The 15,388-nt window shown below is 35.1% G+C and carries 13 protein-coding genes; 11 read left to right on the forward strand and 2 right to left on the reverse strand.

The genetic code is table 11. The features are described 5' to 3' along the window. Positions 1-18 precede the first annotated feature (18 nt). Positions 19-3,030, forward strand: a complete 3,012-nt coding sequence (locus AC1TO9_RS14965) for an SNF2-related protein (RefSeq protein WP_482059662.1) — start codon at positions 19-21, stop codon at positions 3,028-3,030. Positions 3,031-3,195: 165 nt separating this feature from the next. Here the strand turns inward: AC1TO9_RS14965 and AC1TO9_RS14970 are convergent, their stop codons facing one another. Both AC1TO9_RS14970 and AC1TO9_RS14975 read right to left on the reverse strand, forming a co-directional pair. Beyond that, positions 3,196-3,786, reverse strand: a complete 591-nt coding sequence (locus AC1TO9_RS14970; protein WP_482059663.1) for a hypothetical protein — start codon at positions 3,784-3,786, stop codon at positions 3,196-3,198. A gap of 68 nt (positions 3,787-3,854) precedes the next feature. Next, positions 3,855-6,386: an ATP-dependent DNA helicase gene (locus AC1TO9_RS14975; protein WP_482059664.1), complete on the reverse strand. Its 2,532-nt coding sequence runs from the start codon at positions 6,384-6,386 to the stop codon at positions 3,855-3,857. 624 nt (positions 6,387-7,010) lie between these two features. On the opposite strand from AC1TO9_RS14975, the gene AC1TO9_RS14980 reads away from it, so the two are divergent. The 10 genes from AC1TO9_RS14980 (at position 7,011) to AC1TO9_RS15025 (ending at position 14,887) form a co-directional block, all read left to right on the forward strand. Beyond that, positions 7,011-7,328: a hypothetical protein gene (locus AC1TO9_RS14980; RefSeq protein ID WP_482059665.1), complete on the forward strand. Its 318-nt coding sequence runs from the start codon at positions 7,011-7,013 to the stop codon at positions 7,326-7,328. 318 nt (positions 7,329-7,646) lie between these two features. Further along, positions 7,647-7,862 carry an aspartyl-phosphate phosphatase Spo0E family protein gene (locus tag AC1TO9_RS14985; protein WP_482059666.1) on the forward strand — a complete coding sequence of 72 codons (216 nt, stop codon included), beginning with the start codon at positions 7,647-7,649 and terminating at the stop codon, positions 7,860-7,862. A 96-nt stretch (positions 7,863-7,958) separates the two neighbouring features. After that, positions 7,959-8,171, forward strand: a complete 213-nt coding sequence (locus AC1TO9_RS14990) for a hypothetical protein (protein WP_482059667.1) — start codon at positions 7,959-7,961, stop codon at positions 8,169-8,171. Between the two features lie 214 nt (positions 8,172-8,385). Further along, positions 8,386-8,781 (forward strand): hypothetical protein, encoded by a 396-nt coding sequence (locus AC1TO9_RS14995; protein ID WP_482059668.1) that lies wholly within the window; start codon positions 8,386-8,388, stop codon positions 8,779-8,781. Further along, the gene (locus tag AC1TO9_RS15000; protein WP_482059669.1) at positions 8,771-9,157 is read left to right on the forward strand and encodes a hypothetical protein; all 387 of its coding nucleotides are present in this window, start codon (positions 8,771-8,773) and stop codon (positions 9,155-9,157) included. The genes AC1TO9_RS14995 and AC1TO9_RS15000 overlap by 11 nt, the downstream gene beginning before the upstream one ends. Positions 9,158-9,213: 56 nt before the next feature. Next, positions 9,214-10,620, forward strand: coding sequence for a DNA cytosine methyltransferase (locus AC1TO9_RS15005; protein ID WP_482059670.1), 1,407 nt, complete (start codon positions 9,214-9,216; stop codon positions 10,618-10,620). A gap of 326 nt (positions 10,621-10,946) precedes the next feature. After that, the gene (locus AC1TO9_RS15010) at positions 10,947-11,804 is read left to right on the forward strand and encodes a hypothetical protein (RefSeq protein ID WP_482059671.1); all 858 of its coding nucleotides are present in this window, start codon (positions 10,947-10,949) and stop codon (positions 11,802-11,804) included. A 104-nt stretch (positions 11,805-11,908) separates the two neighbouring features. After that, positions 11,909-12,307 carry a hypothetical protein gene (locus tag AC1TO9_RS15015; protein ID WP_482059672.1) on the forward strand — a complete coding sequence of 133 codons (399 nt, stop codon included), beginning with the start codon at positions 11,909-11,911 and terminating at the stop codon, positions 12,305-12,307. Between the two features lie 242 nt (positions 12,308-12,549). Then, positions 12,550-13,995 (forward strand): DNA cytosine methyltransferase, encoded by a 1,446-nt coding sequence (locus AC1TO9_RS15020; protein ID WP_482059673.1) that lies wholly within the window; start codon positions 12,550-12,552, stop codon positions 13,993-13,995. Between the two features lie 541 nt (positions 13,996-14,536). After that, a complete protein-coding gene (locus AC1TO9_RS15025; protein ID WP_482059674.1) occupies positions 14,537-14,887 on the forward strand; it encodes a hypothetical protein in 351 nt (116 codons plus the stop codon). The last annotated feature ends 501 nt before the right edge of the window (positions 14,888-15,388 follow it).

Raw genomic sequence — 15,388 nt, forward strand, 5'->3', positions numbered from 1 at the left:
AACAAATAGGAGGCATTTATGAAATATATATCTACGCAATTTATCGTTCCTCAGGAAAATCGTAGGGAGATTAATGAAAAGATTTTACATCTAATAGAAACTAAGCAAAGCCAAGGGATCACTCAAGCAGATATTTTCCAAGCCTATACCGGAGACGGCGGACTACATGGTCTTTCAAGAAACGATTATGGTAGCTATCACGCTTATTCAGAAGCTAAGAAGGATATCGAGCAAGGACAAGTTTTCTCCCCGGATTGGTTGTGTGAGTTTTTGGTATCCATTATCAATCCAAGTTCTCATGAATTATTAGCTGATTTAACTTGTGGCATGGGAGCATTCATTAACCATTTTCCTAGCGAGACGAATGCTTATGGAAATGAATTAGATATCAAGGCATATAAAGTAGCGAAACACTTATATCCAGATGCTCAAATTCAATGTTCGGATATTCGTTACTACGATCCGAAGGTCCGATTTCAAACTATTTTTGGTAATCCCCCGTTCAATTTAAAGTGGGAATACAAAAGAGATACCTATTTGAGTCAGCTTTTTTACTGCTTAAAATCGTATGATCTATTAAATCCAGCAGGGTTCTTAGCGTTGATTGTTCCGAACAGTTTTCTGAGTGATGATTTTTCTGATGGAGGAATGATCAAGGAAATAAATCAACGATTCTCTTTCGTATGTCAGTTTGACATACCTGCAGAAGCATTCAAAATGTATGGGGTAGATGTTTTTGAAACGAAGGTAATGATCTTTCAAAAACGAAGTGAACATTTGCCATGCTCGGCGTATACCCAACATAAAATTGAGGTTCCTTCATTTGATTTAAAAGGAGCTCAATATATTCATAACGAATTTATTTACCCATTGTTAGAAAGTATGAAGAGTATTAAACATAAGATCATGTTTGAACAAAAGAATCAGGGTAAAGAAGAATCCGACTTTATTTTCAAGGTGAAGAAGATATTGTTTGATATAAAACGTCATCCAGACTTATGTAAAAGTTATGGTAGAGCCGCGGATTATGTGAATCGTTATTCTACACAAGAAAAACCAGTTGAAATGACTGTCGTGGAATGGGAAAATAAACGATTAACAAAGGGTAAAGTATTAGCTTATCTGAGACGTATTTTAAAGGATCAACATGTTGTATATAAGGATGAAATTAAATTAGTGAAAAGTAATTATGGCCTACGGATGAAAGCTTATAGTCCTAAAATGCGCACTAAGTTGAGACAATCTGGAGAAATTAAAAATGCGTCATTTAATGATATGATCCTAAATGATGTCTATCCCTTTGAGGACGAAACATTCCGGAAGTTGTGGCTTCAGAAAAAAAGAAAATATATACGTCAGAGTATGTTATTTGATGAAATGCCTCCAGATCCGAAAGTGAATGATTTTTTAGAAGGGTTTAAATTATTTGACTCGTTTAAAAATAAGACGATTCAATATACTGACAGGCAAAAAAAAGATCTTAGATTAGTAATGCAAAAGGACTTATCCATACTTTCCTGGAGCATGGGCGCTGGAAAATCCCTTGCAGCAATTGGTTGGTATAAGCATCTTATAAAAACGAAATCAGTTAGAAATGTATTTGTAGTAAGTGCAGCAATCGCTATACATTTAACCTGGGAAGAAATCTTGAAAAATTATGGAGAGGATTTTATTGTTATCCATAAATTGAAAGACATAGAAGCGATTCGGCAGGGACAAATTGTTCTAATTTCGCTAAACCAGCTACAGAAATATAAGAGACAGATCCACAAATATGTCCGCCAACAAAGCCGAAAGATTGCATTAGTGATGGATGAATCCGATGAGTTAACTAATCCTCGATCTCTTCGTACCAAAGCGACGTTGGCATGCTTTCGTAGGGTTCGGTACAAACTACTGACTACAGGTACAACGACACGGAATAGCATTAATGAACTCTACCCCCAATTGGAACTTATATATAACAATTCAATCAATATGATTTGTGATTGTGAGTCCATCTATGAGGTGAATAAGGAAGGTGTAATCGAGGAGAAGGATAATCCTCTATATAAGCAACCATTTCCTGCTTATGGAGGCGTAGCATTGTTCAAAAGATGTTTCAGTCCAGAAAAGGTAACGGTGTTTGGAGTGAAAAAACAAAATCAAGATATTTATAATAAGGATAGTTTAGTGAACTTAATAAAAAAGACAATCATCACTAGAAAACTCGAGGAGATTGTAGGTAAGAAATTTCATGAACATATTCCCCATCGAATTGAGCAAAATGAGGAAGAACAAAACATTTATAAAAAAATACTTTTTGAATTTCAGGAAATGATGCATTACTTTTCTAGTACCGGCAGTTATCGGAAGGACGGAATGCTCAGGCTAATCAGACAGATTCAGTTGCTAATTAAGTCAACATCTTGTCCTCACTTAATGGATGAGTATAAGAATTCTGATCTTCCCAATAAGTACAACTATATCATGTCACTTGTGGAGAAATTTGATGAAAAGGTAGCGATTGGAACGGTATTCTTGGAGACCGCAGCAGAGTATCACAAGCTGTTGGGACAAAGATTCCCAGATCGACCTATATTCCTTATTAAAGGGGAGGTGTCGTTCAAACAAAGGATTCGCATTATTCATGAATTTGAGGCAACCCACAACGGTATTCTAATTTCGACTCAACAGAGTTTGAAATCCAGTGCAAATATCCCAAGCTGTAACAAAATCATAATTGAGTCTTTGCAGTGGAACATACCGAAGATTGAACAGTATAGTTTCCGATTTATACGATTTGATAGTCAAGAACATAAGGAGATCCATATGGTCACCTATGATCATACTATTGAACAAAATTTGCTTGCTTTATTAATGAGCAAGGAACGAATCAACGAATATATTAAAACCTTAGACTTTAAAGATCAGGCAGAAATATTTGAAGAGTTCGGAATTGATACTGATATCCTTAATAGCCTTATTGAGAAGGAAACAGATCCAGATGGAAATGTTCGTCTGACATGGGGTAAACAAATAGTATCTTAGAATTTTGAGCAGAGTCGCTTTTTAAGCGACTCTACTTTTTTCAAAAGATTTGTGATGTTATTTTAACAAACTAATAGAAACCCGCGGTGTGCAATCTCCGCGGGTCTTCTCATTGGATCTTCAGTGTCCTAATACTGGTTGAACTCAATCTAAAACAAAATGTCCCTATATGGCCAGGGAAAGAGTATCAGTCATAAAATTTGTATAGTTGTCCTGTTCAGAGAGACTAATGATGTTTAACCCTTGATCCCAAGCACGCTTCTCAAGTAAGTAGAGATGCTTAATATACATGGACATGTACAGATTATACTTATCTAGATCATCCTTTATAAGGCAGTATACTGCTTTTTTTTTATATTTTAGGGAGAGTCTTCGGTCTCTTTGATCGTCTTTCTTATTGTTACGAAAAGAAAGAATATGTCCAACTTCATGAACAACAACAAACTTGAAGATTTGTTCAAAACTACAACCATGATTCGGTCTAGTTAAAGTATATTTTCTATAGACCTGATGAATTTGATCAGGGCTAACTTTCAGTAGTCGATATGCAGGGTTGTACGATGTTACATGAGGGTACTCTGCGACTCTAACTTTAATACCAGTATCTCTTAATATATCTTTAACAAGTATTTCTGAAGGTGTATGAGGTCTTATGAAATGGGCAATAGTTACGCCAGCGATAAAAGGAATGTAAATATAGCGTTGAACTAAAAGGATTGATATAGAAGTGAACAGCGAAACAAAAATGAGATCCATGATATTGGTCTAAGGCCCCCTTGTAGGTATGTTTTAATATTTATGAGTGGTAAGGATTACAACAGTATTTATTCGTTATCCGCTGCAGCTTCAGAAATAGCTGAACATACTTCCATTATTTCATCATTTTTGTTGTATGGTGTAATTCTTAACCAACAAAACCCCTGACATTCAATATATGATGCAAGATTTCCTCCACTTTGGCTGATTTTATTTTCTAGTTCTCCTCGAGTCTTATCTGAACAAACTCCCGAACAACCAAATGCTGCATGCGTACATTTTTTAGATTGGTATGTTTGTAGACCTTCACCCAAATGAAATTCAACGGCTTGAAATTGAGCTTCGTTTATAAAAGGATAGTGATTCCGAACAGGAGAAATATCACTATATGTTATAAAATAAAGATTTATCAAATACTTGTATAAGTCTTCTCCATTCTTTGGTTTAATGGATAGGTCAACTCCACGTTCCTTACAAATTTTTTCAGCAAATGAGCGTTGTTCTTCTGTTATTTTATCTTTCTTTTTAACTTCTGCTTTTATTTTAATTACTTTTTCTTTAATCCCGGCTCCCAATTGCTTTAATGAATCTGGGATCAATACTTGGTCCTTGGAATATGGAACATATGAAGCTTGGGATCCATATAGGAGTTTTTCTTCATAAAATCGTTGAACGACATCAAACGAACGAGTGAATTGATAACCTTTTAGTTCAAAGTCGCTCCTAATCAACTGTCCATATCCAGTAGTGAAAACTCGTGGATCTAAAATGGTTATGATCCCATAATCACTAATATCACGAATAAGTCGGCCAACACCCTGATTTAATTTGACCATCATATGAGGGAGAGTAACTTCTTCCATAAAAACATCCTCTAAACCTTCTCCGATTAGTTTTAAGTAAGGGTCATCGTGTACAGGGAAGGGAAGACGAGAAAAAATGACGGAAACAAGTGATGTTCCAGGTACGGAAAATCCTGAAAAAAAGCTACCACTGCCAAGAAGTACACTGGTTTCGTCATTTTTGAATATCTTAGTTAGTTTTTCGACCCCTCCTTCCTCCTGACGAAGAAATGAAACTTCTAGGTTGTCACAGATGTCTTTTAATGGAGCTGCAACGTTCTGCATATGTTGTTTGGATGTTGATAGGAGCAATGTCCTACCTTCCGTCAGGTGTATCATTTCATTGTAATACTTCAGTTGATTATGAATCCAATCTTCATCTTGTTGTCGCGGATCGAGAACATTTTCTGGAACATAAATAAGGGACTGCTTGTCATATTGGAATGCCTCCGAAATAACTTTCAACTCAACTTGATCTTTTAATAGTCTCCATTGGTTAAGAAAACTCGTGAATTCTCCATTGGTAGTCAATGTACCGGACATAACAATAATTTTGTTTTTGCTGCTCAAAAAGTCAATCAGCTCTCGAAAGCGCGAAGGAAAGTTGACTGGGATATTTGCCAACGTGAGATTTTCATATGAAACCCATGCGACGTGTCTTTTTTTATCGAGTAAGTTTTTAATGGACGTAATGAGTGATTCTATCTCATTAGAAAAATCATCTTCTCGTTCCAAGCGTAATGAACCATTTTTTTGACTTTGAATAATCATTTGTTCTAAGGCATCAGTGAGGAGATCTTCGATATCCTCTAAAATGCTAGGGACGAAATCAGGGAGTGGGTATCGACCTTGCAAAGATTCGCATTTGTTCGCCTCAACCGCCAAGTCTTTTTCCAGTAAGCTTAAAGTTTGTAAATATTTTTTCTTTAGTTTTTGTGGGAATCGTTTGTTCTTTCCAACATGAAGCAGTTTTTGAACAGTGATCATGTCTTCTAATTGAGATAAAAAATTCTCCAAAAAGTGATGTGCTTCGTCAATTATAAGAATACCTGGATTAATGGTTACGATGGGAGGAAAGGGAGGATCTTCGAGCCGATTTAAAGCGGAACGGATCAATTGTTCATGATTGGTGATCAGTAATTCATTCTCCTCCAGCAAAAATCGATTCCGATGTTGGAATGTTGGGCAAGATTTTGAATAATAACATCTTTCACATTCCTTCTTTGAGACTCTTAGTTTAACTCGCTCCCATTTTGTATTTGCGATCTCCCCATACATTTCTTCGTATTCATCCCGTTGACCAGTAAATCCATTATTGTAGAAACTGTTCAAATTATCAGCCAAAGGATTATCTATAGCTTTCGACTTTTTCATCTCTGAATGACAGTAGTAGTGGGACTTTCCTTTTGCTAATAGTGCTATGTCTAGAAGTTTTATTTTTTTTAAAAGAGGAACTTCTGAGTTCATTAACTGTCCCTGCAAATTAATTGTAGCTGTAGCATAGACAACTCTTTTATGAGAGAAGACACGATCCATCGAACATTCTATTAACGCAGGAACCAAAGCACCTAATGATTTTCCCGTCCCAACCGGAGCCTCTATTACTAGTATCCTCTTATTTTTTTGACCAGGATGAAGAAACTCTGCAACATCTACGGCCATCTGGACTTGGCTAGTACGAATCTCGGTGGTTTTATAGTAGCTTGGGAGTTCTGTTTCAAATACGTCTAGTAATAGTTTATCTCTAGAAGCAACCATTAAAACACCCTTTCTAAATAGATACATATGTTCTCATTCTACCATAGTATAGGTCTTAGTGCTTAAAATGATTGGCTATTTTCACCATATTATTTTTACTTTATAATTATTTTTTTAAGAGGTTGTGCTACAGATGAGACAAAACACTCTATAAGGGAGGGATAGTTTTTTTGTGAAGAAGGAGTATTAATATATAAGAGGTAGATCTTAATGCGTTTAAATATTATAAATCAATAATTGAGGGAACTTGAATGATTACAGCTTTCGTGAATTTCAGGAATTTTTCTAATAGAATCCAAAGTATAAAGCTATCTTCACCTAGATTTTTTATATAACACATGATAATATATAGATACTATTTCATTATAAATACCTTAATTTCCTCTCTAGCATGCGCTTAGGAGAGTATTCTATTTATATAAAAAACACCTTACGAGGGATCAATATTATTTCACACAATACGTGTGCTAATTAACATTGAGACTTGGTAAGGTGTTTTTTTCGCCTACAAAAAAATAATTATCAAAGGAGGACGTATTAGCTAGACACTTAATAGAAATTTATAATATTTCTATGGTTCATTAGTGTAATAACAAGTAAAAATACTAGGGAGGTTTAATTAAAATGAATAATGAAAATTTGCAAGTAGAAGCAACTCGGCTAGATGGTATGACTGTTATTAAGGTTATGTTATCTGATGAAGAGAGGCAAAAGTGTATACAATATTTTTATACTAGTTACTTTAATACCGATCAAGATGTAGAGGTTTTCTCTACCGAATTTTTCTTTGTTGTCGGAAATATTTTAAGTGGTTTTCTTCCATTGGAGCTGTCTTTTTTAAGTGATTTTTCTTCTGGGCTTACAGAAATATATCCGGAATTTAAAAATATTCAAATGAGGTCTGCTTCTGGAGAAAACCGAATTTGTAACGAAAGAGGTTAAGAAATATGAATACAAGAGGCTACTACTTAATTTATTCTAAGAGTAGGGTCTCTTATTTTCAATAGATAAAAGCCAAAGATTAGTATTCTATTTCATCCTATTTAATGGTACAATACTCATATATTATTAATTCAACTCTGTTAACATCCTCTAGCCTGGGCACAAGAGGACTTTCTTAGTATTAGATATACGCTCTCATTTCGAGTGACTAATCTGTTTATTTAAACAGGTAATTCCGTTTATACGGATTGGTCTCTGGAAAGGACGGCGTATTTTTTTTCGTTCTAAAAAACCAATTTATTTAGGGAGGTTTTCATTATGAGACCAATAAACACCGGAGAGACACACAAGTATTTATGTTGTTCTAATAACGACGTTTTAGTGAAGAAGTTTGAAGATGTTCAATGCCAAATGATCGATCTAGGCATGGAACTAGGTTTGAATCATCCGCAGGTTATTGAGGTAAGTAAAGAGTTAGACTCCATTCATAATGAAATGCTCGGCATATCGGGAAATCTGTCTGACCGTGAGTGATCCGGCAACGACTCTTTGTGCACTTTATTTAACGTTTAATACGCAGTTTTCTGAGATTGTGGTAAGAGAAGATAAATATAAAGGAGTAATAAAAATATGTCTACTATAGTTTATGTTAATGACTTATTAGGATCTGAAAGAGTATTGTTCCATGTATTAGGATCAAAATGTTCAGATATATTAACTAAAGCAGATGCTGTCGATCGTGGTGTGTCCGATATAGAAAAAGGTTTTACATTATCGGGTCCATCAGAAATTATTAATGTAATTCGACGATTGGGGCAGAGTCCACTTAACTTTCATAAATAATAACGTATCCAATATCCGTTTATTAAACGCTTAATTATGAGTGATCAATTATGTCGGTTCGACATGTATTTAAGATCATTGTTGATTAGGTTTTTTGTTTTTCTCAAAAAGTTGTGAGGAAGATTAAGACGACCTTGTAACATAAGACGGAAGTATTTAAGATGTCTGGTTTTGGACTCTTATTATTTTAATTAACATTACGGAGGTAAATACTATGAGTATTGAAATGATGAATAAAATTAGAGAATTATGGATCTTAATAGAGAAAGCTGCGAGATTATCTGATAAGCGATTTGTATGTTTTACGAAAAGATATCTACGGATGGAATTTGTTGTTATGACGGATTCAGACAGTTTAGAAGAAGTCACAACATTCTATCATGATCTTTCGCCTCAATCCCAAGCTGTAAATCCGAGATTAATTTACGACCAGTTAGAAGGGAAAATTATATATTGTCAAAATCCTATGTTGGTAAAAGTATCATTGGAATTGATAGCGGTAGTTGAGGAGGCTAGATCTTCGCGGCGCATATTTCTGGATAAAACAAATAGATGGTCAAATGATAAGTACGTTGAAAGAAATTCAAGGGAGAACTTATATGTTAGATAAAATCAATCGATACGCAGGATGGTTCACGGAATATGCTCTTCGCTGTTCGAGTAAGAGATACGTTTGTTTTTCCAAGGTTAGCCTTCCAACGGATTTTGCAATATTAGAACATTCGGATAGGTTGGATGATATGGAAGAAGTTTTGGATAATCATCAACTGATGGGCACTTATCCAAAACTAATATTTGATCAAGAAACTCAAATGGTTCTTCGAACTCTGAATGATACGGATATATTAGATACTTTGATCAAAGTCATTGAAAATGAAATCTTAGAAATTGAGGAAACTGGAAGCCTTCAGGCTTCATGGCGGAATAATCAGATACGATATGTGTCAAAACAACATAATAGATTGCGGTCTCACATGATGGTCTAAAGGAACGTTACGACGTTCCTCTTTTTAATTAATTTACTAATGGGAGAGATTTATGTATGAGTGCATATACAAATGAAACTCAAAAAATAAAGATGGTACGTAATATTAGGACCAGTGAAAAACTAGGAAACACGAGATTATTTATAGAATCGACGGTTCTCGAAGCAGGAAATTTCGAGATTGGAGATGGAATATGTATATCAATAATAAGAGAAGCCTTGGTAATTACTAAAACTGATGATAAAAGTCATATTGTCTCTAAACGTATGAGGGCTGGTTGGAAGAAAGCGAGGCCTTTGTTGGATCGCTGCATGAAAGAAATCAACACAGTAATCAAGGCGAGGGAGCAAATAGATATTCTTGTTTCTGAGGGGATGTTAGTCATACGTCGATCTCGTAGTTTTGATCTGTCCTATATCCGTGATCCAATGTTGATGGGGTCAGAACATAAACAAATCAGAACATTATCGGTTCCTGGTGGAGCGGGCGTAGGAATGGCTTGCCTTTCTGATACAGGGTTTTATTCTTCTGTTGGGAATTTAGATATTTCTGGCGAAGCCATTGATGTATATCGGCACAATTACCCAAATAGTTTATCTTTATGGACCGATCTAAAAAATATACATTCGGACTTAATTCCTGACTGCCAGCTAGTTTTCTTAACACCTGAATGTACAGAACATAGTTTGTTAGGAAAAAGAAAAGAAGATATCGCAAACGCACTCAGTCCTCATTATGCTAGAGTTGTTTATGCTTCAGGAGCAACTTACGTACTAATTGAACAAGTTGTATCTTATTTCAAATCAAGGGCTTTTGAGCAATTAAAGAATCTTTTAAAAATTAAATATAAACATGTTGCTGAACCAGCTATGCTTAATGGATACGAATTTGGGAGTGTAGCATCTAGACGAAGAGGTTACTGTTTGTTCAGCACAGAGGCTCTAGATGATTTTTCTTGGCCGACACCACCGCGTATACCTGAGCATCGCAGAACTACTGTAAAACAGGTTGTTGGGAAAAGTGATATAGAGAATGGAGATTGGAAAAGCATAGCAGGAGGGGTTATGGAAGGCCTGCTAAACAAGACAGGGAATAACAACTTTAAAGCTGAATCCAATCATACGTTAGTGACATTAGATAGTACTAAAGTTTCTGCGTTCGTTTCAAATTATCGCAAGGTACAGGTGACAAGTAGTTATTTAAGACATCCAACGACTCCTGATTTATGGAGACTGTTTACACCTTCGGAAATAGGCGATTTCCTCTCTATACCAAAATGGTTCGAATTTGCGGAAAATACTAGTGATGCTGTTAAGACCAGATTACTCGGTCAGAGTGTTGATGGTAATGTAATTAAATCTATAGGAGTTGAACTCGCAGCCTTTGTGATGCGAAAACAGCTTGAAAATAGATTATATAAGTACGAGTTTGTGAATAACAATGGACAACTAAGTTTATTTTAGCTGCTATTAGAATAGAGTCATTTATTTAAATAGGATTCCCGAAAAGGGGAGTCCTTTTTTATGTTCTTTTAATGTATTTAGTGGTATTATAAAGGTATATCTTATTTTTTTATCTTTCCTTCGTCCTGTCAAGCGACCATGGACGTATTCTAAAATTATTCACCTGCGCATAGATTCACAAGCGTATGATCCTCTTAATGACGTTTAACCATAGCGTGCCAATTTTAATCGTGTGTATTTCGCACTAAAAAGATTGGTGATCTGTGGTTAGGCGTTATTTTTTTTGCCTATACAACCCAATTAAATTAATTCTAGGAGGAAATCAAATGTCTGAGTTTTTCAGCAAGAAAGTTGATATGAGGAGCCGGAAAGCGATGATCGATTTTTTGATCAATCACTTCCGGTACGACACAGGAAATTCATGGAACAGAAGTACCAGTTATGCACAGAACGTCAAAGTGCATAGTTTATCTCTTCCTAAAGAATTAGATTCACGCGCATATGATCTTTGCGATGACGAAACGGTTAATCGCCACATGAATGCAATGCTAGATGATTGGTCGCAGAATAACAATTATAGATACCAAGCAAAGTTTAATGGTAGAAGTAGTGGTTACATTGTTATGTATAACGGTGAAAAAACGGTTAGTAATAATTCTTACAAATCCTATTGTACAGATTGTGGTCAACCAAATTATAAGTTAGCCCCGGTGGAGAATCCTACACTAGAGGAACGTTTAAGGCTGGTTGCCAATGTTAATCACAAGAGGACTGATTCAACGATTTTCGAGGATTATCTAGAAACGATAAAAGAACTCGGTTTCAGTAGAGATGAGGCATTAGAAATCATTTATTCTGAGAAAAGGGATATGTTGAATGGAAAAGGTGAGTATACTTCCACTAATAAATGTGGGACATGTGCTGCGAACGCTCGAGTGAATTATGGATATCCTCTTCAGACGGTTACTACTTATCCCTATAGAGATATTGATATGAATGAGGACTTTGAAGAGTGGGATTTAGAATCTATTCGTAAACGGGTTCAACTCGTTATGAGTTTTGATGCACTTTGTGACAAAGTTCGGGATGTGTTCATTTCATACTGTAAGCAATACGAGGTAATAGAACAGGAAGTCATGGTACCCATGAAAGTTAAGGTTTTAAAATCTATTGAGTCCATTTAATTGTTTTGTTATTAAAGACTAATTGCGACACCTAACATTACTTCTAATGATGATGAAATCAAGAACTATGACAAAAAAAACTTGAGATTAAGGTGGAATGTTAAATGACTTATGAGTGGGAAGGTATGAAAAAAATCGGATTTGTAGAAGCGAAAAATAGATTTTTAGCAGAACAAGAAGTATATCTTCTTTATGATGATACAGAATCTTTAGCGGAAGATCTTGATGCCATAGATATGCATATGCATCGAGGAAGTGCTGAATTTGGCTATGAACTTTTAAAATTGGCTGAACGTTGCGTAGTTGCGAGAAACGTGAACGGTATCACATTAAATGGTTATGAATATCTGTTACTTGAAACTGGAGAAATCAAAATCTTTGATAATAAAGGTAAGGCCGTAGAGTTTTTAAAACAGAATGGTTGTACTGATGAAGAAGTAGATAATTATCGCTTTTTCGGTTACACCATGATGCAAAACGGAGTTACTGAAGAAGTTCAATAGTTTGAATTGATTCAATGCAGATTAGTTAACCCGAAAATATTGTAATTCATTGAAGATCGTAATTGACTTTGAGTTTAGATAACCCTAATCGACACATGCAAAAGTGATTGATTTTCAGGCGGAGAGCAATTTAGCTTTCTGCCTAATTTATTTTTTTGAAACAAGACTAGTGTCTGTACTAATAATAAAACCATTAAAAGGGAGGTAGAACATCTGATATAAAGAATTCGGATGTTAATACTATGGAAATTAAAAATAAATTGAAAAATTTGATTCTTCAAAAAGTATATCAAATCAGTAAGAAGAGAGAAACGCCACGTATATGGCTTCAGCATCTTGTATGCGAATCTGCAAAATTTAAACCAGGAGAAGAGCTATTTGTAAGTGTAAATAGCAGTGAAAAAGAAATAATGATTCAAAACCGTGAATTCGAAAATGACATTGAACAACATAAAATTCATGTGTCTTCACGAAAAAATATGGCGAGCGGCTTAGATCGCCCACTTGTTGACTCAGCTAGAGATTCCTACGCATCTATTATTTCAGTTCAAGAAAAGGTAGAGATGTGTGTTTATACAATGGATGGGTACTCTCGCGTAGTAATTAGACCTCTTAGGTTTAATCTTTCTAATACGGAGACTTTTGAAACTCCTAGCGACGAACGAATTCGTCTTTTAAGTATTGCAGCAGGTGCAGGTGTTGGGACTAGTTACTTTTTAGATACTCAGTACTTTACCCCAGTACAAGAAATTGAATTAGAGGACGACTCAGCAGAGAATCTCAAATTAAATTATCCCAATTCGTTTCTCTTTAACGGAGATATTAGGGATTGTAATACCGTTGCAAAAGTTGACGTTGCTCTGGTAACGATGCCCTGTAATGAATTCTCGAATTTGGGATCATCTGAACAAGGTGTGTTTCTTAATATTTCTCTTAGTGCTAGTAAAATCATACATGCTGCAGAACCAAGGATTGTCTTCTTTGAAAATGTACCAGCTTTTTATAAAACTAGAGCTTTTACAGATATTCAAGATATCTTATTATCGGAATTTCCATATTGGGTTGGTCCGATAAAACTTGAAAGTTATGATTTTGGTTCCATTGCGAAAAGGGATCGATCTTATGCGGTTGCATTTCGTACTCAAGAAGAGATGATATCATTTAGGGTTCCGAAGCCTCCTCAAACAGTTCGCAGAAAGAAACTTAGAGAATATCTTGATCCAAAAGGTACGGTACATGAATGGAAACCACTAGATAAGTGGGTTGAATCTTTTTCATCAAAAGCTGAGAAAAATAATGCATGGGCTAATCGTTCTACTGAGCTTACGTTTCTTGATGAGAACGCCACATTATTACAATGTATTCCAAAACGATATCGTAGCCATAGCGCGAGTAATTCTTATGTTTTACATCCGGATAAACAGCAATGGAGATTTTTAACGGTTAATGAATTACGTAAAATCTTCAGCATACCAGATAGCTTTCAATTTTCTGAGCACACACCGTTGCATCGTATTTACGAGCAAATCGGACAGTCTGCTTGTGGGAGAGTCTTTCGGGCCTTTGCAAATGAAATCGCGACACTGTATTATAAAAACATTTTCAAAAACTCTCCAAAGAAATTTAGAGATAAAGAGATCCCCGTGGCTATCTCTGGTAGTGGGCAAATGGAGTTAATCATGGGATAAATTAAAAAGAAAAGGACCGGAATTTGATTTTCGGTCCTATTTCTTTTCAAGTTATGGAGAAAGTGCTACACTATGATCATATTATATTTGTTTGTTTCTTTTCTTCCCCTATCCTGGGATCATGGGGCATTCTAATTATTTTACCAAACGCTTTTTAGCGAATAATTCTTAAAAGGGGTTACTGTGCCTATTAAGATTTAAAGCTGACAAGCCATTTTTTTTATAAAAGTGCGTCCATCAGAATTGACTAAAGACTGGTTTTTCCTCCAGTATATTAGCTTTTCTGATAGACGCATTTTTTTTGCGTTTTACAACCCAAAATCATATTGATAAGGAGAAATGTAGATGAATCTTAACTTTATTTTAAGAGTGTGAGATAAAAGTAGAACTTCCTGATTTATATCGGTTTATCATGATACCTGTGATATCCAACCTAAGATACCGTAAGTTGCGGTTTTGAACAATTAATAGAAGTAAACCTTAATCTGATTTGGATCCTAAACAGTAAGCATATTTTTAATTTACAAGGAGATGCATAACAATGAGAAATAAAAAACTTATGGAAAAAGTGATTGAACTAGACACACAGTTTTTATATAGTCGGGAACAAAGTAGGCGTGTTATGTACCAGATATCAATTATCCGCAAAGCATTTGGCGTTAAAAACGATGAAACAAACCAGCCAGTTATAGACTATGAAAGAGAACTTGTATTAACTGATGATGAAATAAGATTAAAATTTGATGAATATTTAAAATTTTTAGGATGGTCAATTGAAATTAAAGACCAAGATAAACAAAGAGAATTTAGAAGTCAGCTCGACTTTTTTATTGATGGAGTAAACTTTTTCAACGAAAATTTAGCTGGTGAATTTAGAACTATTCTCTTATGAGGAGAATGTTATTTAACTGGTACCGGAGACTAGATCTCTGGTCCTTTTTCTTTTCAAGCCATATGTAACGTGATACAATATGGTTATATTATAGTAGTTTAGTTTCTTTTCTTCCCCTATCCTGGGATCATGGGGCATTCTAATTATTTTACCAAACGCTTTTTAGCGAATAATTCTTAAAAGGGGTTACTGTGCCTATTAAGATCTAAAGCTGACAAGCCATTTTTTTATAAAAGTGCGTCCATCAGAATCGACTAAAGACTGGTTTTCACCCGGTATATTAGCTATTCTGATAGACGCATTTTTTTGCGTTTTACAACCCAAAAATTTAACAAAGGAGAAATGAAAATGAAGATGATCTTATCAGATACTGAGCCTAGTAGAGAAAGTTAACGATTTTTTTAATGTTGGAAGTCTATTTTCTAGAAATGTTATCTATTAAGTGGATACACGGAAGTTGTAATCAATCACATCATTTTGTATGGCGAGATTCTGTAGATA

The sequence above is a fragment of the Paenibacillus sp. Y916 genome (genome assembly GCF_056786435.1).